Below are 26,199 nucleotides of genomic sequence, written 5' to 3' on the forward strand. Positions count from 1 at the left end.
CTCAGCCATTGACCCGCTTCTCCCGCTCAGCTTCCAGCAGGTCCGCATCCACCATCATGTTGACCAGCCCTTCAAAATCGGTCCGCGGTGTCCAGTTGAGCTGCTCTTTCGCCTTGGTCGGGTCGCCGAGGAGGAGATCCACCTCTGCCGGCCGGAAATACTTGGGGTCGATCTCGATGACGATCTTGCCCGTCTTCGAGTCAATCCCCTTTTCATGGACACCTTCACCCTGCCACTGCAAAGGCATGTCCAGACGGGCAAAGACCTTTTCCGCAAATTCCCGCACCGAATGGGTTTCCCCGGTTGCGACCACGTAGTCGTCCGGCTCCGACTGCTGAAGCATGAGCCACATCGCCTCCACATAATCGCCGGCAAACCCCCAGTCGCGCTTGGCGTCAAGGTTGCCGAGATAGAGACAGGGCTGCACCCCCAGCTTGATCCGGGCGGCGGCACGGGTGATCTTTCTCGTGACAAAGGTTTCGCCGCGGCGGGGCGATTCGTGGTTGAAGAGGATGCCGTTGCAGGCGAAGAGGTTGTAGCTTTCCCGGTAGTTGACGGTGATGTAGTAGGCATAGGCCTTGGCGCAGGCGTAAGGGGAACGGGGGTAGAAGGGGGTGGTTTCCTTCTGCGGCGTCTCCACCACCTTGCCGTAGAGCTCGGAGGAGGAGGCCTGGTAGAACCGGGTGTTCAGTTCGGTCTCGCGGATCGCCTCGAGGATACGCACCGCCCCCAGGGCATCCACCTCGCCGGTGTATTCCGGGACATCGAAAGAGACCCGGACGTGGCTCTGGGCGCCGAGATTGTAAATCTCCTCGGGCTTTACATCGCGCAGCACCTTGTTCAGGGAGCTGGCGTCGTTCAGATCGCCGTAGTGAAGGAAGAGTCGGGCGGAGGATTCGTGGGGGTCCTGATAGATGTGATTGATCCTGCCTGTATTAAAAGATGAGGAACGACGGATGAGTCCGTGCACCTCGTAACCCTTTTTCAGCAGCAACTCGGCAAGATATGAACCGTCCTGACCGGTAATGCCGGTAATTAACGCCTTCTTCATGGTGCCTCCGTCTATTTGTTTATTGAATGATTGACTTTCCCGGTTTACAGAAATCAACGTACCCAAATGAAGAATAGATATCTACCACAGTTTGGCCATAAAGGCAATTCAATGCTGTCACTCTTTAATGCTCCCGGTGCGAATCTTTTCGATGATGTTCGTGGTGGATTTCCCGTCGACGAAGGTGACGAGCTCGACCCTGCCGCCGTAGGACTCCACCACCTCCTTACCCACCACACGCTCAGGGGTATAGTCGCCACCCTTGACCAAGACTTGCGGCTGGAGGGTCTCAATCAGCCTGAGCGGCGTGTCCTCGTCGAAAATAACGACGAAATCGACGCAATCCAGGGCGGCCAGGATATGGGCCCGCTCAGCCTCGCCGATGAGGGGCCGCTCCGCCCCCTTCAGGCGGCGCACCGAGGCGTCGCTGTTCAGCCCGACTACCAGCAGGTCGCCGAAGGTCCGCGCCTTCTGCAGGTATTTCACATGCCCCACGTGAAGGAGATCAAAACAGCCGTTGGTGAATACCAGCCGTTTACCCCTTGTTTTTTCGGCTTTGACGATAGCAGCAAGCGCATCCAGGTTCTTGATCTTCGCATCGCTGTCCGGGTGGGCGTGACCGATCTCGGCTATAATCTCGCCGGGAGAAACCGTCGAGGTCCCCAGCTTGCCCACCGCAATACCGGCCGCCACGTTGGCTACACGGGCCGCCTCTCCGAACTCGAGGCCGCAGGCAAGTCCTACACTCAGGACCGACAGTACCGTATCGCCTGCGCCGGTCACATCGTACACCTCGCGGGCCACGGTGGGGATATGGACCGTTCTGCCATCCTGCATGAAGAGAGACATCCCCTCCTCGCTCCGTGTGATGAGGAGCGCGTCCAGCTCCAGCCCGGCCAACAACGTCTCTGCCGCCCTGGTCAGACCCTCCTCGGTCCTGATCGACATACGTGAAGCGGTTTCAGCCTCCTTGCGGTTCGGCGTAAGGATGGTCGCCCCGCGGTATTTGCCGTAATCACTCCCCTTCGGATCGACGACCACGGGAATGCCCAGACGCCTGCCGGCAGCGCAGACCGCCTCCAGAACCCGCGGGGTCAACACTCCCTTGAGGTAATCCGAAACAAGAATGACGTTGAAGCGGGCGGCCTCGGCAGCGATAAAATCAAGGACCTTCTCCTCAAACTCAAGGGATATTTCATCCCTGGATTCCCTGTCGATGCGGACGATCTGCTGGTTGGCGGCAATTACCCGGGTTTTCTTGCTCGTCAGCCGGAGCGGGTCCTCGAAAACCCCTGTCAGGTCAACACCCTTGCCTGTAAAGGCATGACGCAGGTGGCTGCCGTTTTCATCTCCGCCGATCACGCTGCAGACGGCCACCTGGCAGCCGAGCGCCACCAGATTGTTGACCACGTTCCCGGCGCCGCCAAGACGCAGGTCCTCGCGGGTGACATCTACCACCTGCACCGGCGCCTCGGGGGAAATCCGTTCCGCCTTCCCCCACAAATACTCATCGAGCATCAGATCACCGATGACCAGGGCACGGATCTCCCTGGCGCGGGTAAAGAGGGATTCAATCTCTTTTCTTTCCACTGTTTTCCTCCGGAAAAAGTTCGATGTTCGAGGTTCGAGGTTCGAAGTGAACTACGTTATTTTTTTCTGTCAGATTTCTTTAAGAAGCTGATAAAACCGTTCAACAGACCAATAATTTTTGTACAACGGCCGAAAACCGTTCTGAAGGCATCGGTGCTTATATATCCAATATCCATACCCGCATAAGCCAAGCTTTTAACCTCTGCAGCTGATCCCCTGGCAATTATCAAATATTGGGTAAATTCACGATTGCTGCCCCTCTCAAACCCCTCGGCAATATTGGACATAACCGAGATTGCTGCGCGCTGAATCTGGCCATTGAAGCCACGGTCATTGCAGCACGACAACTTATATACATCCGCAACGAGGAGACGGGCCTCTTTCCATGACTCAATATCTTCGAATCTATTTATTTTCACCCATTCCCCCAACTTCGAACGTCGAACTTCGAACGGTTTTAACGCTTGAGTCTATCCAGCACGCCTGCCGCCAAGAGCGGCAACATGATCTCATGATGCCCGGTGAGGGTGTAGCCGCGGCTCTTGCCCGAGGTGGGGCGCTTCACAACGTTCTGCAAAGGGCGGTAATGCTGCTGCATGTCGAAGTTGGCGGTGGTGAAGTGGTCCACGTGATGCCCCAGGTTCTGGGCAATGGAAAGGGCCTTGAGGAAAACCTCAGGGAGCAGCACCGCGCTCCCCACGTTCAGGTACACCCCGCCGTCACCCAGTTCCGCGACCACCGAGGTGAGGATCTTGAAATCCGTGTAGGAGGCCTCGCCGATCACCGCCCCGTCGGCAGTGGGGTGCTGGTGGATGATGTCGGTCCCCAGCGCCACATGGACCGTGACCGGGATCTCCCGCTCCGCGCAAATGGCGAGAAGGCTGTATTCCCGGTAGGGGTTGTCGTTGTCGATGATGAAGCGACCCACCGCTTCGCCGTAGCCGAGTCCCAGTGCAACGCCATCCTTGAGCGCCAGGTTTATGTCGCGCCCCGTCTCCTCTGCCATGCCGAAGGTTCCGCAGTGGAGCACCGCGCCCACGTCCTCGCTGGTCTCGCCGATCAGTGAAATCTCGTAATCGTGAATTGAGCCGGCGCCGTTCAGGGCGAATGCGGTGATCGCATCCGCCTCGATGAGGCTTTTCAGCACCGGTTGCAGGCCGCATTTGAGCACATGGGCTCCCATGGCCATCACCACCGGTTTCCCCTTGGCGCGCGCATCGACTATGGCATCGATCACGCCGAGAAGCGCCTGTGAGCCGAGCTGCGGCGGGAGGGCCGACAGCAGCTCCGCAACGGACATGCCGGCAGAAACCGGCCGGCCAAAATCCCGGGCAATGCTCACCTTGTTCTGCCGCTCGGCCAGAGGATAGGTTTTGACGCCGGAAAGATCAATTGGTCTGTATTTCATGGGATACCCTTTTCAAAGTCGTTTTTGAGCTTTTGAAACCTTTTTTAGCCACGAATGACACAAATGAAAAATCCTTGAAACACAAGACCTGAAGCTTTTTGTTTTTATCCCAAAGGACTCAGGACTTTATCTTGCCTTTATTCGTGAACATTAGTGCTATTCGTGGTCGAGATGAGCCTTTTATCTAGGTTAAAAGTTTTTCAACACCACATACAACGGCTTCCACCGTTATGCTTTGCCGGCATTCCTCATCCTTGTCACATCGTGTCCTGAAACACCTGGCGCACAGCAGTGGGGACTGGACAATCACATGACCATCGCCTCGCGGACCGCTCCTTTTGCCGTCGGAAGAGCGGTAAAAGGAAACGGTCGACGTGCCGACCGCTGCGGCCAGATGCACAGGGCCCGTGTCACCTCCCACCACCAGATCGACCTTCTTCAGCAGGGCGGTCAAGCCTTTCAACGAATACCGTTCAATCACCCTGGCGCCGGGCCCGATACCCGCGGCAATACCCATTACTACACGGCGCTCCGTATCATTACCCCAGGAAAGGAGGATTGACGATTCCGAAAACCTATCCAGCAAAGCCTTCCCCAGCTCGATCCAACTCTTCTCGCTCCAGAACTTGGTCTGCCAGGTGGTCCCGTAATGGAACAGGAATACCAGCCCGTCGGCCAGGGTGGAGAGAAGTGTCTCGGCGACAGCGTCGTCCTCCGGCGTCGTGTAAATGTCGGATGAAAGCTGCATTTTCCTGAAATCGCGACCGAAGGGGACGCTGACAAGCCGCAGGTACTGGTCGGTGATATGGTAATCATGGGGCCGCAACGGTATCTGGCGCGTCGTGAACATCATGTTCAGCCGTTCCTGGAGGACGTCGGCATTGAAGCCGATCCGGTTGTCGACACCGCTCAGCCAGCCGAAGACGCCGCTCTTGATGTTCCCCTGGATATCGAAAACGACATCGAATGCCCTCTCCTGCAACGCCTGCTTCAATGCGCCGATCTCACGAAATGTACTGACGGCGAAAGGCCGCTTGCGCCAGACCTTGGTGCGTGCCGTATGGATCGTGCTGATCAGCGGATTTCCGGCCACAACGTCCAGGAAAGGCTCCTCGACCAGCCAGTCGATCTCGATCCCCGGTGAAACCTTGTGCAGGTAATCCAATACCGGCAAGGCATGGATTATATCACCCATGGCGCTCATTTTAACGATCAGGACCCGCATCAACGCTCCGACTCACACTTCACTGTTTAGGACCTCCGGTTTTTCTTTCCGCTAGGAGCCTGTCGGACTTACCTAGCATCTGCGCCACGGCGGCAAAGACCTCGTCCACGGAAATCCGCTCCATGCATTCCAGGTAATGGGGGTTGCTGCACTTCCTGGCATTGCAAGGGACGCATTCAATCTCGGCATGGCGAATCACCCGGTGACCCTCCCCCACCGGTCCGGTCCGGCGCGGCTCGATCGCCCCGAACAAGGCGACCACCGGCGTCCCCACCGCCGTTGCCATGTGCATCGGGCCGGTATCGCCGCTGACAAGCAGCGCGCATTGCGCGAGGACCGCCCCCAATTGCAGCATGGAGGTCTTCTCCACCAGGTTCAACGGCTTGCGCCGCATCCGGGCGCATATATCCTGCGCCAGCTCCCGCTCGCTGCCGCCGACGACAACCACTTCCGCCCCCAGCTCATCCATCAGGCGATCGCCGAGGGCGGCAAACTGCCCGGTACTCCAGCATTTTATCAGGTTGCTGGCACCGGGGTTGAGGGCGACGACGCTCTTGCCGGCAAATCCATTTAAACGGAACAGCTCTTGCGCATGCTGCACGTCCTCGTCCCCGAGAAAAAGCTCCAGGCGCTCTTCGACATCCGAAGGGCTGATACCGAGCCTGCCCAAGGTTTCCAGGTGGTTGATCACCGCGTGCACGGTTCTGCCCCTGGCCTTGTTATAGACGAGGACCCGGCAGGGAAAAGCAGCCGAGGCGAGAAACCAGGACTTTAGATTGCTCCGCTGGAAATTGAGCACCAGATCGTAATGACCGCCGCGCAGGCGTTGCCAAAGGCCCAAAAGGGAGGACAACGAGCGGTGCGCGACCCTTCTGTCAAAGACAATGGTTTCATGCACATGGGGATGGTGCCTGAACAGATCGACAGAAGCTGCATTGCCGACCAGTATGGAGATCCGCGCCTCCGGCAACTTCTTCTTGAGCGCCCTGATAACCGGCGTCATTTGCAAGAGGTCACCCATTGCGCCCGGTTTTATTATCAGAATATTACTGGTTTCTTTCATGAAGTTACACCTAATTATAACACCAACTTAAATCAGGATGTTGAACGAAGGATTCTATCATTCATCGATTAAATATGTAATTGACCCAGACATTTTTTAGCTTAGTTGATTTTCCTGACGGCAGGCTTTCGACTTTTGAAAATCAACACCTTGATTACATCAAAAAAACTAATAGATGCAGAGTTGGCAGCATAATCGAATAAAAAAGAAAGTGGCAAACGCCATTTTTTTCTTTGTCTGCACTCCCGTTTCCACTCATGGGCGCAAAGCCGACTAAAAATCCTTTGATCAAGGTAATTCTGGGCAAACCATATTTTGGCTTGGCGATAATAACGCTGGATGTCCACGCTTGCTTCACTGATACTGATCGATCCCGCATGATGCCTGAAAAACGAAAGCGGCTCGACGATATAAGCAATATTTGTGTAATGCTTGGCTGTTAACTGTCAAATGTCAGGACATCGGTTACCCAAGCCTAACTCTAAAAAGTGTCAGGACATCGGTTACCCGACCCCCTGATTATGCATACTATTTCATGAGCTGAACTCTGTAGGCATTCTGTACTCAAAGCTTTGAACAAAGTCTTCACCCAGGTACACTTGCAGCGTGTGAATTTCCGTTACGATCATGGCTCGCACATATGAATAGACGAGGTCTTTTGAAACCTCAAATTTTTCGCCAAAGATGTTAAGTGTTCTATCGCTCCTGATAAATCTAATGAGCGAAATGGTGCCGTCCGGGAGAAAATCAAGTTTTGGCATCCTGGTATTTGGCCCCAGCGTCAAGGGCTTGAATTTGTCAGCTTCAATAACCTCCAGTGGCGTTTTCCCCTTGAGATAGCTGTAACGGTGATTCTTGTTGTGAAACTGCTGGAAATTCTTGCTTTGCCGCTTGAGCATGGAATAGCTTGTGAACCACTGGCGGCGAAAAAACTTTTTGTCATAGGTATCGTTGAAGCTCTCTATTACGCCATCGCGCCACGGTTCCGCAACAGGGATAAAAACAGGATGAACGCCGAAGTAGAGACATAGTCGCAGCACCAGACCAAGTGACCTCGGATAGCGGTTACTGCCACGGAAACTGAGTTCATTGTCCATTTGCAGGAAGTCGGGAAGCCCCATTGACTTCCAGCAGCGCAGCAAACCCTGTGCAATGTTGTCATCCTCCTTGGTGCGATTTGATTCGATGAAGACCCGATGGCTGTACAGATCAATCACATTCATCGAGTAAAATCTGCCGTCACTCTTGATGTAGCGGGGGCCAACAAGATCCATCTGATGGATGTTGTTGCAGCACAGGGCTTCGGTAAAGTACGGGTACTCGACCCCTTTGGGGGAATATCTCGTTTTTTTTAACGAGTCCTTCCCGCTTCAGGGTCCGGTTAATGGTGCTGTCAGAGCGAAACGGTAACCCCAGCTTATGCAGCTCCCACTTGATAGCGGAAACGCCAATCTGTGCAAATGGTGACGAGTCCAGGCGGTTTCTGGTGGAGACAATAATCTCCTTATCTACGATGCTGAGTTCAGACGGTCTTTTAAGTGGCGCTCTTGAGTGTTCCTTGTACCAGTCAGTCGCGCCAGATTGATACCGGTTCAACCACTTAAAAAACCACTTCTTGGAGCGATCAAGGCTTGTATAGACTGCCTTGGGTGATTCGCCTGCAAGATGGCGCTGGACTGCTTGTTTCCTGAGTTCTTCTTCCATGCGGATGTTCTCCCCTCAAGTTGAAATCACAGAGAACATTGTAGCTGATATTTCTAATGAAGGTAACCGATGTCTTGACACAAAAAAGGGCGTTAAGGGTAACCGATGTCTTGACACATCCGGGTAACCGATGTCCTGACACTTGTCAGTTAACAGATAGATGAGCAAGTCGGGGCCAGCACCATGGTCGGCAAAATTTTTTATTGTCGGCGATGTAATTTTCGAGACAAGGTTGCTCCGCAGATCAGTCAGGCGAAAAATTGCGCCCCCTGGGGAAAAAGGAACATCAAAACCGAAATACGCTTCGTCAATATAATGTTTGCTAGGGAAAATACCGGTCTCCGGCCTAAAATTATAATAAATCTTACCGCTCCCAGGTTCATTACCTATGAGCACAGAAGAAAAAACAAAACCAATCTCGTCGTTTTGCATGAACGGCAAGGTTTTTTCCAGAAAATCTGGTTCCATCAAGTCGTCTGAAAATAGCAGCTTTCCATACTCGCCCTTGGCTTCCGCTATGCACCTCCGCCAGTTCTCGACAGGTCCAATATTAATGCTGTTGCAAAATACACGCACACGGGAGTCTTTGGCAGCATGCTCTCGGCATATCGCCAAGGTCTGATCAGAGCTAGCATTGTCCACAACAACGATCTCAAGATCAGTATAAGTCTGATCGAGGGCTGACTGAATACATGGCCCTATAAATTTTTCCCTGTTGTACACTGGGATAAGTATACTGACAATAGGTAGCTTCATTGTTTAGCCTAAAAGCAAGTGTGTTGATTAATCTTTCCAGGAATAAAGCCAATCAGGTTAATGTCGATATTCATCGCCCACCCTTTCTCTTCATACGGTGGACAACCTTTCTAATTAAGTTGCGTTCAATGTACTTCAAGGCTTTTCTCAACACATACTGGTAGTATATGAATCTGCCAAAATACTCCTTCAGGATATGGCATCGATCTCTTTCGAAATCGGGATCACCGGCAGTTGCGCTTACTCCCCCGGCATCATCAAAGATGGCAACCAAGATAGGGAGATATACGTAGGTAAAGTCCTGATCGTTATAACAGACAAGATTGAAAAAATAATCACCGGCAGACTTGTATTTCAGATCGTATGAGTGCTTTCGGAACAACGCCTGGGGATAAAAGGTAGCCTGGTGGGGAATGTTGATCTTCATCAGCTTGTAGGGCGTAAACGGACCATCGTAAATCTTGTGCCATTTAGGAAGGTAGACATCACCGTAATACACTTCGTTTTCCTTTTGCAAGTAGGCTGCAACCTTGTGCAATACATTCAAGAGGATGTCGTCGCTGCCCAGGAAATAGAGCCAGTCACCACTGGCCGCTCGAGCCCCTTTGTTCATGGCATCATAGATTCCATTGTCAGGGTTACTGCACCAATAATCAATGTAATCCTCGTATTTTTTAATAATTTCCACTGTCCCGTCGATTGAACCGCCATCAATAACAACAATTTCCACGTTGTCGTACTGCTGATGCAAAACGCTTCTGACAGTTTCCTCAAGAGAACCAACCCGGTTCAAAACCGGAATGATCACGCTAATAAGCGGTTTGCCAGGCCATGATTTTTTTAAATAGCCCCTGCACCGCAAGCCGCCCGTCGTCAAAGATACAGACTCTGCGCTTGTTCTGCAATCAACATCACCTTTTTCTTCAATAAGCAATCTTGTGGTAGAAAAACCATCGTCAAGTGAAATAAAGCTTTTTTCAGTATCTGGCAAAGTTAGACTCCATCATTAAAAAGCTTTCCCTGTTCAATAGGACAAATAAGCAAAGTGAAGAACTATCGGCATCCCCGGAGAAAACTATCCAGTGCAGTTACCGCCCGCTCCCAAGTAAACTGCTGGATGTGGCGATGCCCTTCCCAGGCCAGTTGCAGCCGCAATGCCTCATCCCGCAGCAGACGCAGGACGTTATCTGCAAGGCTGGTCGGATCCATGGGTTGAGACAGCAATGCCGTTTTCCCATGTTCGGCATATGCCCGAACCCCCACATTATCGGTTGATAACAGCGCCGAGCCGCATGCCATGGCTTCAGCACCAGGCAATCCCCATCCCTCATAGTGTGAAGGCACGATAAAGATCCGTGATCGGTTGTAAAGGTCGCATAGCTCCGTGTCGGAAGGACGCTCATGGTACGCGACCCAATCAGGCATGTAATCGGGACATTTCCCGCCAAACGACCACACCTCAAGGTCAGAGCCGATGTTGGAACGAACGATTTCCAAAGCTCTGAGAGCATCTTCGGTCCCCTTGAAGTGCTCCGGCCGAGTGGGAAATCCGATCAGTAGCCGCTCGGCACTATCGACACCCCGCGCCAGCTTGTAGATACTGAAGTCTATCCCGTTTGGAATATAGGCGTCAAAACCGGCGCTACAGCCTTTCAGCATTTCATCACCAGCAGGCGAGGTAACAATGTTGCGCATTCCTGCCAGATAAGTCTCCTCCATGCGTCGCTTTACAGCTGGGTCAGCAACCATGTAGTATTCATAATCATGAATTAAATAAAACCTATCGCCCTTTTGAACAGGATAAGACCGGGCCCATTCCGCAGTTTGCCATGCGGTTGCCACAACTGCATCTCCTTCGGGAATCCAGCGAGAATGGAGGCTGGGCACCCAAATCATTCGTACACGGGGGTCTACAGAGAACCAACGCTTCGGATGGAAACCGCCCTCAAATCCCATAGCCCTGCTAGTAAACTTCGCCATCATTTTGATCTGACAAGCAAGTGACAAATTGCCGAAGAGGGTTGGAGGAGCATGGACCACCGTCACATCGTTCCCTCGCCGCACAAGACCGTTTGCGTACTCGTACACGACCTTGAAGCCCCCAATGGGCCTATTTCCTGAGCGTGGGAGGAGAAAAGTTATCCTCATGATGTTATCCCTTTTGAAAACTCTCCTCTCGCCCCCTCCACAGGAACAACCTTTTCCGTTCTGCGCAAAATAGCCTGATCACTCAACAGTAAATTATCAAGCACGCTCCTGCGCATCCTTGCAACATCTCTGACCCGAGCCATGGCACTCCTCAAAGCGGCATAGTAGGTAAAATCAAACCAGAGGAAACAGAACGCCAGCCGCAGGAACGTATGCACAGCATTCAAGAAAATAAAGGAGGGATCGGTCAGATTGATCCAATGAAAAAGGAAACGGTTACGAAAATATATCGTGCGTTTCTGCCTTTTTTTCGTCTTGCCGATAGTGGCGCTTGAATAATGATAAACCGTCGCCCCCGGTTCGTAGATGCTTCGCCAACCGCGTTTCCAGGCACGATAAGAAATATCAACGTCTTCAAACAGATAGGGTGTGTAGATTTCCGCATACCCTCCGAGCGCCCGGAACTTGATCATGTCGTAGGCGACACAGGCACCGATGGCGTACAGGTTTTCCCGCACTCCGCACCGTTCATCCAAAGCGGCAAAGCCGCCCTTGATAAACCCTTTCCCGTACAGGCCATAGACAATACCTTGATTCCGCCCCTCTCGCTCCGCCAGGATGTTGGGGGTAACGGCAAAGATCGACGGATCGTCGAAGTGCGCCAAAAGCGGCGCTACAAAACCAGAAGTAACCCGCACGTCATTGTTAAGACAAATTGTCACAGGATAGCTCGCCTCTCGCATCCCTTTGTTGCAGGTGCGCGAGAACCCCTCATTCCGTACATTTTGCAGCAGCTTTACACGCGGAAATAGCTCTCTTAACATGCCGACAGTCTCGTCAATGCTGCAGTCATCGACAACGATTACTTCATGAGAGCCACTCCATTCGTCCAGAGCGGCAAATAAAGGGGGAAGGTTTTCTTCAAGGAGGCGTATGCCGTTATATGTGGGAATGACGATGCTGACGCCTCGCGTATAAGCCATTAATATTTCACTCCTCAGAACATTTCCTGAATTTGCATGCCACCACCATTTACTGTTCAGGAGCTCATAACTTCAGCAAAAAAATCCAGATAGCCGCGCCCCATCGTTGCCAAAGAAAAAGAGGAACGCACCAGATTAAATCCCTCATGCCCCATGGCAAAGCGCCTCTCATTGTCACGCAGCAGGCCAGCCACTGCAGCAGCAAACTCTACCACTCCCCCCTCGACAAGCACTCCAGCGTCATTGCCTTTAAAAATATCAACCTGCCCCCCCTCATTATAGGCGACTACAGGCGTTCCAGCTGCCATGCTTTCCAAGTGGACCAGCCCGAACCCCTCGTTGCGGAAGGTGCTGGCCGAAAGGTCAAGGTCGAAATAGACATCAGCCAACCGTTCATGGGGGACTTTACCAGTGAAGATAACGCTGTCCGCCACCCCGAGCTGCTTTGCCTTCTCCTTGATGGGCCCGGTCAGGCCGGGATCAGCGTCATCCCCAACCAAAGCCACCTTTATAGACGGAAACTCCCGTCTCAAGAGCGGTATGATCTCGATCAGCTCTCGCTGGTTCTTGAAGAACGCCCCCACCATGCCGATCAGGGGAAAACCTGTTCCATGGAAAAACCGGCGCTGCCGCCCGACGGCGAATTTTTCAGCCGAAGGTTCTCCCGACACGGGTATGCCGTTCGGCAGTATGGTGATCGGTGAAGCAATGCGGGGGTTGCCCGCAAGGAGCCTGTCGCGGATGAACGAGGAAACGCAGACCACCGCGTCCGCAGCGCCGAGAAAGAACTGCTTCCGTGCAGTCGCGGTATGGTAACACATTATCAGCTTGCCCCGACTCCCGAACGGAAAAGCCAGCTTCCAGGCAAGCACGGTACGGAGCAGGTCATGCTCCCTGGTCACCATGACAATGTCGAACCTCTCCCGCCGTAACAGTGCGGCAGTGTCAAGGATCGGCTCCAGGATAAACTTGCTGCGCGCCCACAAATCCCAAACCGGAAATCCCATGGATGAAAAGTTATGAGCGGAAGGCGAGTTCGCGCTGCAGAGGAAGTGAGGGGAAAACCCACGTGCGGCCAGTTGGATCGACAGAGACTTAAGCTGCTCCTGGCCACCACCCCATCCCTTATCATTGTTGACAAGCAATATCTTCATAGGATTATTCAGTATAAAATCATTGGTCCGGTTCCTATTTCAGGAGATGACGTCAATCAACTCCCCAAAAGTCTATCTATCAAGGGATATACCTCTTGCGGACTTTGTGGGCGCATGACGACCGTATTATAGTCGCCAAACAGGGGGGCATGATAGTCGTCCCTGAAATAGATGCCAAGCGAAGGCTTTCTCACCAGATTCGCAACATGCAAGGGCCCGGTATCGTTGCCCACATAGCCGCGGGATGCATGAAGGGTCTGGGCAAGCTGCTTCAGATTCAATTTCCCTCGCAGGTCAATGAAATAATCTCTTACCGGGAGGGAGGGCTGAGTATTAATGCCAATGAATATCGATCTGCAGCCGTGCTGGCGATACACCCTTTCAGCTATGTCAAAATAACACCCTTCCTGCCAGCGCCTGTCTGAATTATGCCTGACCCCGCCGTACGCAGCTTCCATGCAGACAACGAGATAGGAGGCATCGACAGGTGGACGCCAATCAAAAAATTCATCGGCCAGCAACAGGCTTTTGCCGGAATAATTAAACGATGAGCAGATCTGATCGACCGTGAAGCCCAGCTCCAGACAGATGCCGAACAGCCGGACAGCATAGAACGGCAAACCATGCCTCTCCTGAAGGAATGTGACAAGATCTGCCGGCAATCCGGAACTTTCCGGCGAAAAATTCAGGCAAGACATATCTACAGAATAGCGGATGAACTTCTTGTTCTGAAGCATCAACCCATAGGTTTTCTTGGCGTGAAAACCGAAATGCTTACTGGTGGTGGTCAAAAAAAACGCTTTATCCGCAGGGTGCAGCCATGAATTAATTTTGGCGGAAAGGTTAACCGACTTGATGTCAAAAAGGTTTGCCGCCGTAACAATATCGACCACCGGGACATGGGTATAGAGCGTGACCGCATAATGGTCCGGAGCATGTGCGTTAATAAGCTGCTTCAGGCACAAAATGGCCGGCAGAGACAACAGGGCATCACCGATACGATTTGGCAGTATGATCGCTATACGCTCTTTAGACACCCTGCTCCTCCGTAAACCGTTTTTAACGAAAAACCAATCAGAAGAAGTCTCTACCGGTTCGAAATTGCAGCTGAAACGAGATAGTCCCACAGAAGAGCTACACCCATCAGCAGCAGATAAATCTATTGGATACCATTGACACAGCATGGCTGTCGAAAAGCTTTCCGTTTCTCCAGGATCTGCATGTTATGCTGATAGATTTCATTGCCGGTGCTCCATGAAGCCTTATGCCAGAGGTGAAAAACAATCGCCAGAAACCTGACCGACTTCAGCTTCCCCCCGGAATTCAGGACCCTGATGCCGAGATCGTTATCCTCCACGGAACCGTCACGAAAATCCTCATCACAGCCGTTAATTGCATAAAATTGATCTTTACGGACACTGAAGTTACACCCCCAGATACCATCGTCGCTGATCTGATCCTTACGCAACAGCTTGCGCAGCAGAGGATTCTTAATCCGAACCGCCTCTTCGACCTTTCTGCTGTTGTGGGCAAAGGAATCCAGCAACAACCTGATTGAAAGTCTGCTTACAAGCTGTTGTTCACGGAGTGCATACTCAGAAAGAAGCTGGCCGACTTCCACCCTTTTTCCACCCAGCATTACTTTGGGTTCTGCGGAAAGGAGGTGTGATCTGACAAAATCCGGATGGGCCATGCAATCGCCATCGATAAAGACCAGGTAATCGCCGGTTGCATTTCTCACCGTTTCGTTAATGATTTTCGGTTTGCGAAAGCCGACGTTCTCCTGCCAGATATGCTTGAGCGTGAAATGACAGTCCGGGGAATGGCCAAAAGCTTCGATAGTCCGACGCGTTTCTTCGCCACTCCCATCGTCGGCAATGAGGACTTCGTCAGGCAGCCGGCTCTGCCCCGCCAGACTCATAAGGCAGAGGCGGAGGGCTTGCGGCCGGTTAAAGGTAGGTACGATGACTGATACTTTCATTGAACGCCTCCCATCATGATTTATCCGGGAAACGCATCAGACGGTGCTGGATCTCGTACAATTTCATGTATTTCATGAAGACACAGTGGGCTTCCATGACACAGATGGTAAAGCCGGCCAGGCCGTCAAGAAAGCCTAGACGGATAAAGTAGCGCGACATGAAGGCGTGAAGCGGCCGGAGCGTAACATGAAGGAGGGTCGCCTTTCTGCCGTTTCGATTGTGGTCAATTGACGTCAGGGTTGAATAGGAATTCTTGGTGGCAGCGAAATGCGCCAGATCACGATAGATATAATGGAAAAGGTCCCCCTTCAGCGTCCCCAGCGACCCCGGCACCTGGATCTTGTCATGTGGCGCATACCCTCCCCAGTGACAGCGATCCTTGCGGAACAGGCGGATGTTGCGGTCGGGATACCAGCCGGAGTGTTTAATCCAGCGCCGCATAAAATAATGGAAACGGGGCATGTCGAAGGCATCGTGGGTAGTCGAATCCAGATCGAGGGCCAGGATCTCGTCACGCAGGGGAGGAGAAACACGCTCGTCAGCGTCGATGCTGAATACCCACAGGTTGGCGGCCTGGTCGGTGACAAACTGGCTGGTGGCTATGTGGCCTGCCCACGGCCGGACGATTACCTTGTCGGTGTACTCCCGGGCGATGGCAACGGTATCGTCTGTGCTCTGCGCATCGACAACGATGATTTCATCGGCCCACGCGACACTCTCGAGGCAGTCGCGAATGTTATTCTCCTCGTTGAAAGTTCTGACCGTAACGGTTATTTTGGGTTTATTGCTCGTTACCATACTTACCTTCTTTGCTCAAATTCAACAGTCGCATACCTTCACTGAAAACCTCGTCCACCGTAATCGCCTCGACGCAAGCGGGTCTCATGCGCGGAGACGGCTCGCACTCGGTAAAAAATTTCTGCCGGCACGGGGAGCAGGCGAATTTTTTATAGGCGACAACGGCTTTGCCGCTCCATGGACCGAATTTTACCGGCGACTGGGGACCAAACAGTGCCACCAATGGAATGCCTGCCGCGGCAGCCAGGTGCATGATGCCGCTATCATTGCCGACGAAAAGCGAACAATCTTTCAACAAAGCCATGGTGACCCTGAGAGAACACTTCCCCACAAGATCAACAGTTCCGGCACCGAACAGGCGCCGTGCATCGTCAAAGGTTTTCCTGTCACAGGGAGCGCCCAGTACCAGCGGAGTTAAACCTTGTTCTTGAAAGCGCGCGGCGAGTGTTGCAAAGTTTTCCAGGTGCCAGCCACGCTGTGCTATTGACGCAAATGGATGTAGCGCCACCAGCCCGTTTCCCGCGTTCGCACCCGCACCGGACAGCAGTTGTACGGCAGCCGCCTCTTCCTCGGGGGTGCTCCAAAACTCCAGAAAATCATCCTCCACTGCCACACCATCCGACTTCAGAACATCGAGAAAGTTCTCCACCTCATGGCGGTCAGAGCAGTACGGTACCCGTTTAGTCAGGAGGAAACCCCTCCCCTCGGTATTAAAGCCGATCCTTTCCCGCGCACCGCTGAGTAAGGCCATGATGGCGCTGGAAAAGGAGCGCTTCAAAACATAAACTTTTGAAAAGTGCCTGGCCCGCAACGCCCTGATAAAAGCGAGTTTATCGGAGAACGTCCGGTGTTTCCCCTGGCTGTCGGCATGGATGGTGACCGGATCCCAATAGATCAGCTCATCAACATAGGGAATACCCTTGACCACCTCAGCGGAACCGGGAGCCACAACCCAGGCAATGTGGGCATCGGGCTCGGCCCGCCGCAGGTTTCTGAGAAACGGCACCGTCAGAATGGTATCGCCGATGAAACGGTAGCGGAGTACCAGGATTCTGTTTTGCTTTTTACCAACGACCATCAACAATCCACCATCAACCGATCTGTTCCGCCTCATCCACCAGCATTACCGGTATCCCGTCCCTGATCGGAAATCTTAACCGGCAGGTTTCGCACAAAAGCCCCGCATCGTCTGCCAGAAGTCTCAGTTCGCCTTTGCATTTGGGACAGGCAAGAATATCAAGTAATTCCTGTGATAATGCCATAGTTCCCCCTTACTTATAAAGCAGTTTTTCGAGCTGCGCCACAACCACACCCTCATCGAGAAACCTCACCTCAAGCACCGCGGCATAAATAGGACCCAGCCTGTCCAGGTAGGACGCGAGTTTTACCGCATCTTTTTCCGTGGTAACGATATATGAAGCGCGGGAAGCCTCTTTGAGGCGGCAAATAGCAGCAATCTCGTCCTCGCCATACCCGGCATGGTCGGCAAAGGCAAGGGTGGCGATAATGGACAGCCCTTCTTTCTCCATCGCGTCAAAAAAAGCCGCTGGGTCGGCAATGCCGGCAAAGGCCAAGCCCTTCTTGCCCGCAAGATGTGCAAAGGGTTGCGCTTGACCGCCCGGCAAAGGAACAACCCCGGTCAAGACATGGGAGGCGCGACAGATGGGCTTGTCGATCGCGACTCCCGCCTTCGGGGGATCACCCTCAACACAGCGGGTAAAGATGACGATGTCTGCCCGTTGCAACGCTGACTTCGGTTCCCGCAACAGGCCGGCGGGGAAGGTCCGGCCGTTGCCGAAAGGCGATCTGCTGTCGAGGAGCAGTATGTTCAGGTCGCGGTGCAGGCGAAGGTGCTGAAAACCGTCATCGAGGATGAATATGTCGGGGTTGAGGCGATCTTCCGCCAGCCTCCCGGCACGGTAACGGTCGGCGCCGACGACCACCATGAGACGGGGAATGGACGCAGCCAGCAAATACGGTTCGTCACCCGCTTCTTCGGCTGTTGCCTGAAGGGTCTTCCCGTCCGAAACGATGCGTATCTCACCGGCAAGCGACCCGCCATAGCCACGTGAGAGAACCGCCACCCTTTTCCCCCGCGCCATGAGAAGGCGCGCCAGCGTTGCCACCGTCGGCGTCTTGCCGGTCCCGCCGGCAACGATATTCCCCACCGAAATAACCGGCTTCCCCAGGCGACGGACGGGAAAAAGCCCCGATGCATAGGTTGCCCGGCGCAGGCGCATGAGCAGCGCGTAAACCAGGGAAAAGGGAGTCAAAAAAGCCAGCAGGAGCCGATCCGCTACAGCTTTTCGCCTGCCGTCCACAAGCTCCTTGAAATATGTCTCCAGATCAGCCATGGGAAACCTGTGAACTGGGATCGGGGAACGGGGAACGACAAAAACTTAAATAATCCCTATAATTATTCGGAACTATAACCCAAACAAATGCTGAATGTAACGCAGAGACGCAGAGACGCAAAGAAAGGCACTTCAAAAAAATCTCTGCGCCTTTGCGTCTCTGCGTTAAGACAAGTTTTTGTCGGTCTTGCATTGCACTCTTCATACATTCCTTTCTTTGGTTATGTTGCCGCAATTATTTCTGATTTAACTGTGCGGCGCTTGATCCCTGACCCATGATCCCTGATCCCAGGAATTGCTCGATAACCGCCATGTGCCGCTCTGTCGAGCCGCTGTTCTCTGCCAGGAGCCGAGCCCCGTTGTTTCCCATTTCCTGGCGCTTTGCCTCGTCATCGAGCAGGGAACCGAGCATTGCCGTAAGCTCCCCGCCATCGGCAACCCGGACACCTGCTCCGAACTCGATGAGCAGTGCGGCAATCTCCTTGAAGTTGTTCATGTGCGGACCGAACAGGACCGGCACGCGCAGTGAAGCGGGCTCCAGGACGTTGTGGCCGCCGTTCGGCACGAGGCTGCCGCCGACAAAGACCAGGTCGGAAACGGCATAGACATTCAATAACTCTCCGACGGTGTCGAGCAAAAGGACTTCACCGGAAGAAAACGGCTCCTGTCGCGCATCGAGGGCGGAACGCCGGGTGTAGGGAAAACCGGCTCGGCCGAGCAGCTCGGCGACCTGAGCTGCCCTCTCGGGATGACGGGGGGCCAGGACCATGATCGCGTTTCGCCCCCCGGCGAGAACAGCCGTGTACGCCTTGATTACCATCTCTTCTTCACCGTTGTGGGTGCTGCCTGCGGTAAAGAGGAGGATGTCGGCAGGAATCCGGTAACGATTTCTCAGTTCCGCCCTATCCTGCCCTGTTTGCGCCGGGACGGCAATGTCATATTTCAAGTTGCGGGTAATATGCACACTCTCGGCAGGCGCGCCGATCGCGGTTATCCGTCGGGCGTCCTCGGCACTCTGCATGCAGAGGGCAGCAAGATTGCGCAAGATCGGCTGGAAGAACCAGCGCAAGCGCAGATAGCGGTGGAAGGATTTATCGGAAATGCGGCCGTTCACCAGCAGCATCGGAATCGCTAACCGCCTGGCAGCCCGGATAAAATTGGGCCATAGCTCTGTTTCCATGACGAGGATCAAGGACGGTCTCACCTTGCGCAACACCCTGTTGACGGCGAAGGGGTAGTCGAAGGGGAAGTAGAGGCAGAGGTCGATCCCGGCGATTTTGCCGGCAACCTGCCGGCCGGTTTCGGTGACATTGGAAATCACCAGCTTGCTGTGGGGATAGCGCTTGCGCAACGCCTTGATGAGGGGGATGGCGGCGACGGTCTCGCCGACGGATACCGCATGCACCCAGATCACATCGCTTCCCGCGAGTTTTGCCAGATCGGATGCAGCAATGAAACCGAAACGTTGGGCAAAAGCAGTCGGCCGTCCCCGGGTTATGGAACGGTAAAGGTGGTAAGGAACGACAAAGATGATGGAAATCAGTGCCAGTAGATTATAGAATAAATTTATCATCGATATATCTCGGGTTTCGGCCACTAGTTTTACCGCTGGCCCTTTTCCGGGACTGAGCGCTGACATTGCAAGTCAAGGCTGGGGGCTGTTTTTCCACCGTCTGTGTATCCAGTACCATTCGGTCGGATGACGCACGATATATTGTTCGATGGCTGCGGTCAAGCGTGCCACGTCCTCACGCCCACCTTCGTCCCCATCCTTTTCCAGGTTGGGGAGAATTTCAGGAAATATGGTTATGACGTGACCAGTACCCTCACGGTGGATAAATACCGGAAGGAGTGCCACGCCGGTCTTCCGGGCGATAAGCGAGGGCATCCTTATGGTCCAGACATCCCGCCCGAGAAATCCGACCCGGTATCCATCATCCGGCGAGACCGCCTGGTCGATCAGCACACCAACAATGCGGTTTTGGCGAAATTCACTGATCATCGCCTTGAGGGCGCCACTCTTGTAGATGACCCGATTACCGAACTTTATACGGATCTTTTCCATCACATTGTGCAGATAGATGTTATTTTGCCGCCTGGCAACCACTGAGACATTACGGAAACGAGCTCCTGAGGCAAGCGCCATTAATTCCCAGTTGCCGCAATGACCACCGATAAAAGCAATACCTCTCTGCCTGGCCTTAGCTTTTTCAAAGTGCTCAATACCGCGGAATTCTACCGATTCGACTATGCTTCGACCAAAACCGTGGTAGACCTTGAATATCTCCACAAGGGACATGCCCAGGTTTTCAAAGGTTTTCCTCGCAATCTCCTCCGGAGTGTCGCTGGTCGGAATCCAGCCTTCCTGGCGCGTCATAAACGGCAGTGCAGCGGTAATGTTGGCAATGGCAATAGACCGTCTCCTCTTCAGGATACGAAAGAGGAATCGCCCAAGCCTTTTCCCCGCACCCAGGGCGATTCTTTTGGGAATCAGCGCGATCGAGAAAGAAACGATGAGAAACAGCGCCACTTCCAGTAACCAACGCAGCTTTTTCATCATGGCAACGTCACTCTTCACTTTTACCTTATCGGGTTTGCTCATTCCTGAAACTGCATGTCGTAAAGCTTGCAGTAGAGGCCGCCATGGGCCAGCAGGCTTTCGTGGTTACCGACTTCCACGACCTCTCCCTTGTCGAGCACGACGATCCTGTCGGCATGGAGAACGGTGGAAAGGCGGTGGGCTATGACAAACGTGGTACGGTTAGCCATCAGGTTATTCAGGGCATTCTGCACCATCTGCTCACTCTCGGTATCGAGTGCGCTCGTGGCTTCATCGAGGATGAGAATCGGCGCATCCTTCAGGATCGCCCGGGCAATGCAGATCCGCTGGCGCTGGCCGCCGGACAGCCTGACGCCACGGTCACCTATGTTGGTTTCATATCCTTCCGGCAGCTCTGCGATAAAGTCGTGGGCAAAGGCGGCCTGCGCCGCAGCCATCACCTCGGCATCGGTGGCATCGGTCTTGCCGTAGCGTATATTGTTGGCAAGTGTGTCATTGAAGAGGATCGTCTCCTGGTCAACCAGGGCAATCTGCCGGAGCAGACTCCTGAGGGTCAGGGTGCGGATGTCCCTGCCGTCGACAAGGACCGCTCCTTCTGTCGGGTCGTAAAAGCGGGAAAGGAGCGATACGAGAGTGGTTTTGCCGCCGCCGGACGGGCCGACAAAGGCTACCACTTCGCCCCTTCGGGCAGAGAGATTTATGTTCTTCAGTACGTAGTCATCGTTGTACCTGAAGGAGACCCCCCTGAATTCCACGTCGCCGCTGGCCCGCACAATCTCCTCGGCATCCGGCAGATCCACGATCTCCGGCTTCTCGTCGATGATCTCGAAGACCCGCTCACCGGCACCGATGGAACGCTGAAAAATATTATACAGGCTGGTGATTCTCTTGACCGGATTGAAAACCAGTACCATTGCAGTGATGAATGAGAAAAACTCCGAAGCGCTCATTTTCCCCTGGATCACGCTGTTGCCGCCGACCCAGATAACGGCCGCGATACCGAAGGAGATGATGAACTCCATTACAGGCGTAGAAAGCGCCTCATACTTTATGGATCTGCGGGTGAAATCATAGTAATCCCGGTTGCGGGAGAGGAACTTTCCGATTTCCCAGTTCTCCATGCCGAACGCCTTGATCACCTTGATGCCGGAAAATGTTTCCTGGAGGATGCTGGTAATATCCCCCATCCGTCCCTGGCTCTCCTTGGAGATGTTCTTTATCCGCTTGCCGATCTTCTGGGCAGGATAGATGGTCAGTGGGATGACCACAAAGGAGATAAGCGCCAGCTGCCAGTTGCGGTAGAAGATCACCCCAAGCAGGGACACGGCCGAAATCCCTTCGCGGAAAACACCGGTGACGATGCCGCCGACACCATCCTGCATCATGTTCACATCATTCAAGACCCGCGACATGAGCACGCCAGTCGGATGCCTGTTGAAAAAACCGAGGCCCAGATGCATGTTCTTCTGGTAGATTTCGTTTCGCACATCCTGTACCGCCAGCTGTCCCGCAGTGCGCATGAAATAATCGTTGGCAAAGCGGCAGATGCCGCGGATCACGAATAAAAGGACAATGCCGATCGGCAATACTGCAAAAATCGTCATATCCTTGCCGGCAAAAACCTTTTTCAATACCGGTTCCACCAGAAAGGCGATAGCGCCGTCCAGCGCCCCTACCGCGATGGATGCCAGGGCAGCCACCAGGATGCGTCGCCAGTAAGGCAAACTGTATTTGATCAGTCTCTTGAATGTGTTCATGATAATTTCTCTATTAATCCATCATCTTAAGCGCCAGCTCGGCCAGCCGCCTGGAACAGCCACCACTGCCGAGTTTTTGCTCGATCGTGCCGAGCTTCCGGGTTATAGCTGCGGCATACTCGCTGTCGGTAAGAATGGCGCCAATCTCGGCCGCGATCTTCGCCGGTTCGGCGTCATGCTGGATCAGTTCCTTCACCACCCGCTCGCCGGCGACGATGTTGCAGATCCCGATGTGATCCACCTTTATCAGGCGCTTGCCCACGGCATAGGTCAAAGGGGAAACACGGTAGATAATCACCATCGGCACCCCGATCAGTGCTATCTCCATGGTAACGGTCCCGGAAACGGTGACAACAGCATCACAGACCTGCATGACGTCGTAATTCCTGTCCTGCACCACGAACACCTGCAATCCGGATTTTTCCAGTTCCGGGGCAATGTCCGCGTGCTTCAGGCTCGAAGCGAGAGGGAGGATGAACTGGACATCCGTAAATCGGCTCTGCAGCAGTTTTGCCGACTCCAGGATGACAGGGAAAAGGCTTTTGATCTCGCTTCGGCGACTCCCCGGAAAAAGGCCAATTGTCTTTTTGTGGGGGTCGAGGCCGAAGAACGACACGGCTTCCGCACGCCCCATGGTGGGCCGAACCATGTCCAGCAGAGGATGGCCGACAAAGGTGACGGGTACGCGCTCCTTTTCATAGTATGGAACTTCGAAAGGGAACAACACCGCCATATGGTCGACGATACGGGCGATCTTTTTTACCCTGCCGGCACGCCAGGCCCAGACCTGCGGGCTGATATAATAGAGGACCTTGACGCCGCAAGCCTTGGCAACGGCCGCCAGCCGCAGATTGAAGTCCGGATAGTCGATGAGGATGAGAAGGCTCGGCGGTGTCGTCTTTATGACCCGCTTCAGGGAGGTGAAAGCGTTGGCAATCACCCGGAAATTGGCGACAACCTCAACGAGACCGACCACCGCCATGTCATTGGCGTCGATGAGCGTCTCCACGCCGGCGGCGCGCATTCCGGCTCCACCCATGCCGATAAAGGCGATATCCCGGTCGAGCCTGCGGATCTCTCGGGCGAGCATGGCGCCGTACATATCGCCGGAAGCTTCCCCGGCTACAATCATTATTTTCTTACCACCGTCAGCCAATTAATGCACCATACCCACGGGTTATTGTATAGGTAAAAATCCGCGAAGGCGACGATCCCGATCGCCGCCTTCGCATTAATGAATACTGTAACCCTCTGATTATTCAGACAGGATCAGCGGCAGATTCCCCTCTGCGCCGTCTCGACGAAGGTTGTAAAATGATCGACCTCCGGCGATGAGGGAACTTCGTTCTTGATCCGCTCAAGGGCATCCTTCAGTTTCAGATCGGAGAGGACAAGGATCTTATAGGCCTTCTTCAGGGAGGCTATGACCTCGTCACTGAACTTGTGCCGCTTAAGGCCGACGAGATTAAGTCCCCGCAGGCGGGCATCGCGCCGATCTCCTGTTGTGATGGTATACGGCGGTATGTCCATGCCGACGAGGGTGCCACCGCCGATCATGGCGTGGGCGCCGATCCTGGTAAACTGGTGGATCGCCGACAGGCCGCCGAGGATGGCGTAGTCTTCGACTTTCACATGTCCGGCCAGGGTTGCGGCATTGGCCATGACGACTCCGTTGCCGATGCTACAGTCATGGGCCACGTGGGAATAGGCCATGAACAAGTTGCCGCTGCCGACGGTGGTCTCGCCGTTCCCGGTCACCGTCCCCAGGTGGAGGGTAGCAAATTCACGAATGATATTCCTGTCCCCTATTTTCAGATAAGTTTCTTCCCCCTTGTACTTCAGGTCCTGGGGGACGGCGCCGACTGAAGCCAGGTGAAAGATCTGATTGTTTTCACCGATGGTTGTCCAGCCGTCTATGACCGTATGGGCACCGACCTTGGTGCCACGTCCGATCTTGACGTGCTCGCCGATGATCGCATAAGGACCGATTTCAACGTCGCTGTCGAGTTCCGCTTTCGGGTGTACTACTGCAGTTGCATGTATCATTGTCTTCTCCGACCCTTATTTCGCTTTTTCGGCGAAGGTTGCCTTCAGCTCAGCTTCCGTGGCGAGAACGCCGTCCACATACGCCTTGCCCGCTACGCTCCAGATACCGCGGCGACTGAAGATGGTTTCCACCTCGATGCGCAGCTGATCTCCGGGGAATACCGGCTTCCTGAATTTGGCATTGTCGATGGCCATGAAATAGCTCACCTTCTTGCGGGTTTCATCGTCGGAAGCCAGGTAGGCCATGATCCCTGCCACCTGGGCCATCGCTTCGACAATGAGAACCCCCGGCATCACCGGGTGACCGGGAAAATGCCCCTGGAAAAAGGGTTCGTTGATGGTGACGTTTTTGAGGCCGACGCACCGCTTGCCCGGTTCCATTTCCACAATTCTGTCCACCATGAGAAACGGGAAACGGTGAGGCAATATTTTCATTATTTCATTGATATCCATCATAACAATAACTCCTTGAACATATTATAAAATTACAAGAAGGGGCATGTGCCCAAATCACTTTTCGTTGGTATTAGAGGCCAACATTTTTTCAAGCTCCGCCACCCTTTTTTCCAGGGCGCCCAGGGTCTTGCGATATTCCGGCAGGCGGGGAAAGATACCGGATGCCTTGAGCCATTCGCGATGGGGAATAGCGGGGATGCCGCTGATGATCTGGTTGGCCGGGATGTTGCCGGGGACGCCGGATTTTGCCCCGACCATGACGTTATCACCGATCTGGATGTGGCCTGCCACCCCGACCTGCCCCCCCATGGTCACATGGCTCCCCACCTTGGTGCTGCCGGAGATCCCCACCTGTGAACATATCATGCCATTTTCACCGATAACGCAGTTATGGGCGATCTGCACCAGGTTGTCGATCTTGGTGCCACGCCTGATCAGCGTGACTTCCAGTGCGGCCCGGTCGATGACCGTGTTGGAGCCGATTTCAACATCATCCTCAATCATGACGATGCCGATCTGGGGTATTTTGTACCACTCTTTGCCGTCGGGGGCATAGCCGAACCCGTCGCATCCTACGACCGTCCCGTTATGGATCGTCACCCGGTTGCCGATCCGGCACCGCTCGCGCACGCTCACATTGGCGTGGAGCGTAACGTCGTCGCCAAGTATCACCCCGGGATAGAGCACTACGCCGGGGTAGAGGGTCACCCGGTTCCCGAGCCTGACCCCATCGGCGACAAAAGCCCCCGGGTAAACCGTCACATCGTCCCCCATGGCCACGGCCTTGCCGACAAAAGCCCCGTCCATGACCCCATAGGCCTTGGCCGGCGCAACATAAAACAGGGTAAGAAGCTTGGCGAATGCAAGGTAGGGGTTGGCAACCTCGACGACATTCCGTCCGTGACCATCGGCGCCCGGCGGGAGAATGACCGCAGCCGCGTTGGTAGTGGCGACTTTTTGCGCGTACTTGGGATTTGCCAGGAAGGTGATCTGCCCATCCCCCGCATCGTCCAGGGTGCCAAGACCGCGAACAAGGGCGCTCTCGTCACCGATTACCCGCCCACCCAGGTACTCTGCCAGTTCTTTTAAGGATTTTTCCATAATGTCACCTGAAAGCAGTAAATAGTGAGTAGTAAGTCGTAAGTAGTAAATAAAGAAATTGGG

General features: G+C 53.9%; 26 protein-coding genes. All 26 read right to left on the reverse strand.

The window, feature by feature from the left end:
- Window position 1: 1 nt before the first annotated feature.
- The 26 genes from gmd to lpxD all read right to left on the reverse strand — a co-directional run bounded on the left by gmd (window position 2) and on the right by lpxD (window position 26,136).
- Window positions 2–1,051 carry a GDP-mannose 4,6-dehydratase gene (gene gmd / locus GURA_RS16335; protein ID WP_011940035.1) on the reverse strand — a complete coding sequence of 350 codons (1,050 nt, stop codon included), beginning with the start codon at window positions 1,049–1,051 and terminating at the stop codon, window positions 2–4.
- Window positions 1,052–1,168: 117 nt separating this feature from the next.
- A complete protein-coding gene (gene rfaE1, locus GURA_RS16340) occupies window positions 1,169–2,641 on the reverse strand; it encodes a D-glycero-beta-D-manno-heptose-7-phosphate kinase (protein WP_011940036.1) in 1,473 nt (490 codons plus the stop codon).
- A gap of 56 nt (window positions 2,642–2,697) precedes the next feature.
- Window positions 2,698–3,060, reverse strand: coding sequence for a four helix bundle protein (locus tag GURA_RS16345; protein ID WP_041245515.1), 363 nt, complete (start codon window positions 3,058–3,060; stop codon window positions 2,698–2,700).
- Between the two features lie 38 nt (window positions 3,061–3,098).
- Window positions 3,099–4,049, reverse strand: coding sequence for a hypothetical protein (locus tag GURA_RS16350; RefSeq protein WP_011940038.1), 951 nt, complete (start codon window positions 4,047–4,049; stop codon window positions 3,099–3,101).
- Between the two features lie 184 nt (window positions 4,050–4,233).
- On the reverse strand, window positions 4,234–5,274 hold the full coding sequence (gene waaC, locus GURA_RS16355; protein ID WP_011940039.1) for a lipopolysaccharide heptosyltransferase I: 1,041 nt from the start codon (window positions 5,272–5,274) through the stop codon (window positions 4,234–4,236).
- A 19-nt stretch (window positions 5,275–5,293) separates the two neighbouring features.
- Window positions 5,294–6,337: a glycosyltransferase family 9 protein gene (locus GURA_RS16360; RefSeq protein ID WP_011940040.1), complete on the reverse strand. Its 1,044-nt coding sequence runs from the start codon at window positions 6,335–6,337 to the stop codon at window positions 5,294–5,296.
- Between the two features lie 533 nt (window positions 6,338–6,870).
- Window positions 6,871–7,560, reverse strand: coding sequence for an integrase core domain-containing protein (locus GURA_RS16365; protein ID WP_041245374.1), 690 nt, complete (start codon window positions 7,558–7,560; stop codon window positions 6,871–6,873).
- Window positions 7,561–7,576: 16 nt separating this feature from the next.
- Window positions 7,577–8,041: a helix-turn-helix domain-containing protein gene (locus GURA_RS16370; protein WP_041245373.1), complete on the reverse strand. Its 465-nt coding sequence runs from the start codon at window positions 8,039–8,041 to the stop codon at window positions 7,577–7,579.
- A gap of 15 nt (window positions 8,042–8,056) precedes the next feature.
- Window positions 8,057–8,797, reverse strand: a complete 741-nt coding sequence (locus GURA_RS16375; protein ID WP_011940042.1) for a glycosyltransferase family 2 protein — start codon at window positions 8,795–8,797, stop codon at window positions 8,057–8,059.
- Window positions 8,798–8,867: 70 nt separating this feature from the next.
- On the reverse strand, window positions 8,868–9,788 hold the full coding sequence (locus tag GURA_RS22995) for a glycosyltransferase family 2 protein (RefSeq protein WP_157046235.1): 921 nt from the start codon (window positions 9,786–9,788) through the stop codon (window positions 8,868–8,870).
- A gap of 62 nt (window positions 9,789–9,850) precedes the next feature.
- Window positions 9,851–10,546, reverse strand: coding sequence for a glycosyltransferase family 4 protein (locus tag GURA_RS24785; protein ID WP_198134485.1), 696 nt, complete (start codon window positions 10,544–10,546; stop codon window positions 9,851–9,853).
- 395 nt (window positions 10,547–10,941) lie between these two features.
- Window positions 10,942–11,928 carry a glycosyltransferase family 2 protein gene (locus GURA_RS16390; RefSeq protein ID WP_011940045.1) on the reverse strand — a complete coding sequence of 329 codons (987 nt, stop codon included), beginning with the start codon at window positions 11,926–11,928 and terminating at the stop codon, window positions 10,942–10,944.
- A gap of 56 nt (window positions 11,929–11,984) precedes the next feature.
- Entirely contained in the window at window positions 11,985–13,082 is a 1,098-nt protein-coding gene (locus GURA_RS16395; protein WP_011940046.1) for a glycosyltransferase family 4 protein, read from the reverse strand.
- A 56-nt stretch (window positions 13,083–13,138) separates the two neighbouring features.
- Window positions 13,139–14,119, reverse strand: coding sequence for a glycosyltransferase family 9 protein (locus GURA_RS16400; RefSeq protein WP_011940047.1), 981 nt, complete (start codon window positions 14,117–14,119; stop codon window positions 13,139–13,141).
- 122 nt (window positions 14,120–14,241) lie between these two features.
- Complete coding sequence (locus GURA_RS16405; RefSeq protein WP_011940048.1) at window positions 14,242–15,063, reverse strand: glycosyltransferase family 2 protein; 822 nt, start codon at window positions 15,061–15,063, stop codon at window positions 14,242–14,244.
- Window positions 15,064–15,076: 13 nt separating this feature from the next.
- Window positions 15,077–15,862, reverse strand: a complete 786-nt coding sequence (locus GURA_RS16410) for a glycosyltransferase family 2 protein (protein WP_011940049.1) — start codon at window positions 15,860–15,862, stop codon at window positions 15,077–15,079.
- Window positions 15,846–16,940, reverse strand: coding sequence for a glycosyltransferase family 9 protein (locus GURA_RS16415; RefSeq protein ID WP_011940050.1), 1,095 nt, complete (start codon window positions 16,938–16,940; stop codon window positions 15,846–15,848). The genes GURA_RS16410 and GURA_RS16415 overlap by 17 nt, the downstream gene beginning before the upstream one ends.
- A gap of 13 nt (window positions 16,941–16,953) precedes the next feature.
- Window positions 16,954–17,124, reverse strand: coding sequence for a Trm112 family protein (locus GURA_RS23680; RefSeq protein WP_011940051.1), 171 nt, complete (start codon window positions 17,122–17,124; stop codon window positions 16,954–16,956).
- A gap of 9 nt (window positions 17,125–17,133) precedes the next feature.
- Window positions 17,134–18,216, reverse strand: coding sequence for a tetraacyldisaccharide 4'-kinase (lpxK, locus tag GURA_RS16420; protein ID WP_011940052.1), 1,083 nt, complete (start codon window positions 18,214–18,216; stop codon window positions 17,134–17,136).
- 235 nt (window positions 18,217–18,451) lie between these two features.
- The gene (locus tag GURA_RS16425; RefSeq protein WP_041245516.1) at window positions 18,452–19,789 is read right to left on the reverse strand and encodes a 3-deoxy-D-manno-octulosonic acid transferase; all 1,338 of its coding nucleotides are present in this window, start codon (window positions 19,787–19,789) and stop codon (window positions 18,452–18,454) included.
- A 72-nt stretch (window positions 19,790–19,861) separates the two neighbouring features.
- On the reverse strand, window positions 19,862–20,818 hold the full coding sequence (locus GURA_RS16430) for a lysophospholipid acyltransferase family protein (protein WP_011940054.1): 957 nt from the start codon (window positions 20,816–20,818) through the stop codon (window positions 19,862–19,864).
- The gene (gene msbA, locus GURA_RS16435) at window positions 20,815–22,533 is read right to left on the reverse strand and encodes a lipid A export permease/ATP-binding protein MsbA (protein ID WP_011940055.1); all 1,719 of its coding nucleotides are present in this window, start codon (window positions 22,531–22,533) and stop codon (window positions 20,815–20,817) included. Before msbA ends, GURA_RS16430 begins: the two co-directional genes overlap by 4 nt.
- A 13-nt stretch (window positions 22,534–22,546) precedes the next feature.
- On the reverse strand, window positions 22,547–23,665 hold the full coding sequence (gene lpxB, locus GURA_RS16440; RefSeq protein WP_011940056.1) for a lipid-A-disaccharide synthase: 1,119 nt from the start codon (window positions 23,663–23,665) through the stop codon (window positions 22,547–22,549).
- Window positions 23,666–23,802: 137 nt separating this feature from the next.
- Window positions 23,803–24,579 (reverse strand): acyl-ACP--UDP-N-acetylglucosamine O-acyltransferase, encoded by a 777-nt coding sequence (gene lpxA / locus GURA_RS16445; protein ID WP_011940057.1) that lies wholly within the window; start codon window positions 24,577–24,579, stop codon window positions 23,803–23,805.
- Between the two features lie 15 nt (window positions 24,580–24,594).
- Window positions 24,595–25,035 (reverse strand): 3-hydroxyacyl-ACP dehydratase FabZ, encoded by a 441-nt coding sequence (gene fabZ / locus GURA_RS16450; protein ID WP_011940058.1) that lies wholly within the window; start codon window positions 25,033–25,035, stop codon window positions 24,595–24,597.
- A gap of 54 nt (window positions 25,036–25,089) precedes the next feature.
- Entirely contained in the window at window positions 25,090–26,136 is a 1,047-nt protein-coding gene (gene lpxD, locus GURA_RS16455; protein ID WP_011940059.1) for a UDP-3-O-(3-hydroxymyristoyl)glucosamine N-acyltransferase, read from the reverse strand.
- Between the last annotated feature and the right edge of the window lie 63 nt (window positions 26,137–26,199).

It is taken from the genome of Geotalea uraniireducens Rf4, from assembly GCF_000016745.1.
GTDB classification, from domain to species: Bacteria; Desulfobacterota; Desulfuromonadia; order Geobacterales; family Geobacteraceae; genus Geotalea; species Geotalea uraniireducens.

What these genes read in the sequence shown, in the direction of transcription:
- gmd (WP_011940035.1), bottom strand. Translation starts at nt 1,051, where the DNA reads ATGAAGAAGGCGTTAATTACCGGCATTACCGGTCAGGACGGTTCATAT.
- GURA_RS16350 (WP_011940038.1), bottom strand. Translation starts at nt 4,049, where the DNA reads ATGAAATACAGACCAATTGATCTTTCCGGCGTCAAAACCTATCCTCTG.
- waaC (WP_011940039.1), bottom strand. Translation starts at nt 5,274, where the DNA reads ATGCGGGTCCTGATCGTTAAAATGAGCGCCATGGGTGATATAATCCAT.
- GURA_RS16360 (WP_011940040.1), bottom strand. Translation starts at nt 6,337, where the DNA reads ATGAAAGAAACCAGTAATATTCTGATAATAAAACCGGGCGCAATGGGT.
- GURA_RS16365 (WP_041245374.1), bottom strand. Translation starts at nt 7,560, where the DNA reads ATGAATGTGATTGATCTGTACAGCCATCGGGTCTTCATCGAATCAAAT.
- GURA_RS16370 (WP_041245373.1), bottom strand. Translation starts at nt 8,041, where the DNA reads ATGGAAGAAGAACTCAGGAAACAAGCAGTCCAGCGCCATCTTGCAGGC.
- GURA_RS16375 (WP_011940042.1), bottom strand. Translation starts at nt 8,797, where the DNA reads ATGAAGCTACCTATTGTCAGTATACTTATCCCAGTGTACAACAGGGAA.
- GURA_RS24785 (WP_198134485.1), bottom strand. Translation starts at nt 10,546, where the DNA reads ATGGTTGCTGACCCAGCTGTAAAGCGACGCATGGAGGAGACTTATCTG.
- GURA_RS16390 (WP_011940045.1), bottom strand. Translation starts at nt 11,928, where the DNA reads ATGGCTTATACGCGAGGCGTCAGCATCGTCATTCCCACATATAACGGC.
- GURA_RS16395 (WP_011940046.1), bottom strand. Translation starts at nt 13,082, where the DNA reads ATGAAGATATTGCTTGTCAACAATGATAAGGGATGGGGTGGTGGCCAG.
- GURA_RS16405 (WP_011940048.1), bottom strand. Translation starts at nt 15,063, where the DNA reads ATGAAAGTATCAGTCATCGTACCTACCTTTAACCGGCCGCAAGCCCTC.
- GURA_RS16410 (WP_011940049.1), bottom strand. Translation starts at nt 15,862, where the DNA reads ATGGTAACGAGCAATAAACCCAAAATAACCGTTACGGTCAGAACTTTC.
- GURA_RS16415 (WP_011940050.1), bottom strand. Translation starts at nt 16,940, where the DNA reads ATGGTCGTTGGTAAAAAGCAAAACAGAATCCTGGTACTCCGCTACCGT.
- GURA_RS23680 (WP_011940051.1), bottom strand. Translation starts at nt 17,124, where the DNA reads ATGGCATTATCACAGGAATTACTTGATATTCTTGCCTGTCCCAAATGC.
- lpxK (WP_011940052.1), bottom strand. Translation starts at nt 18,216, where the DNA reads ATGGCTGATCTGGAGACATATTTCAAGGAGCTTGTGGACGGCAGGCGA.
- GURA_RS16425 (WP_041245516.1), bottom strand. Translation starts at nt 19,789, where the DNA reads ATGATAAATTTATTCTATAATCTACTGGCACTGATTTCCATCATCTTT.
- GURA_RS16430 (WP_011940054.1), bottom strand. Translation starts at nt 20,818, where the DNA reads ATGAGCAAACCCGATAAGGTAAAAGTGAAGAGTGACGTTGCCATGATG.
- msbA (WP_011940055.1), bottom strand. Translation starts at nt 22,533, where the DNA reads ATGAACACATTCAAGAGACTGATCAAATACAGTTTGCCTTACTGGCGA.
- lpxB (WP_011940056.1), bottom strand. Translation starts at nt 23,665, where the DNA reads ATGATTGTAGCCGGGGAAGCTTCCGGCGATATGTACGGCGCCATGCTC.
- lpxA (WP_011940057.1), bottom strand. Translation starts at nt 24,579, where the DNA reads ATGATACATGCAACTGCAGTAGTACACCCGAAAGCGGAACTCGACAGC.
- fabZ (WP_011940058.1), bottom strand. Translation starts at nt 25,035, where the DNA reads ATGATGGATATCAATGAAATAATGAAAATATTGCCTCACCGTTTCCCG.
- lpxD (WP_011940059.1), bottom strand. Translation starts at nt 26,136, where the DNA reads ATGGAAAAATCCTTAAAAGAACTGGCAGAGTACCTGGGTGGGCGGGTA.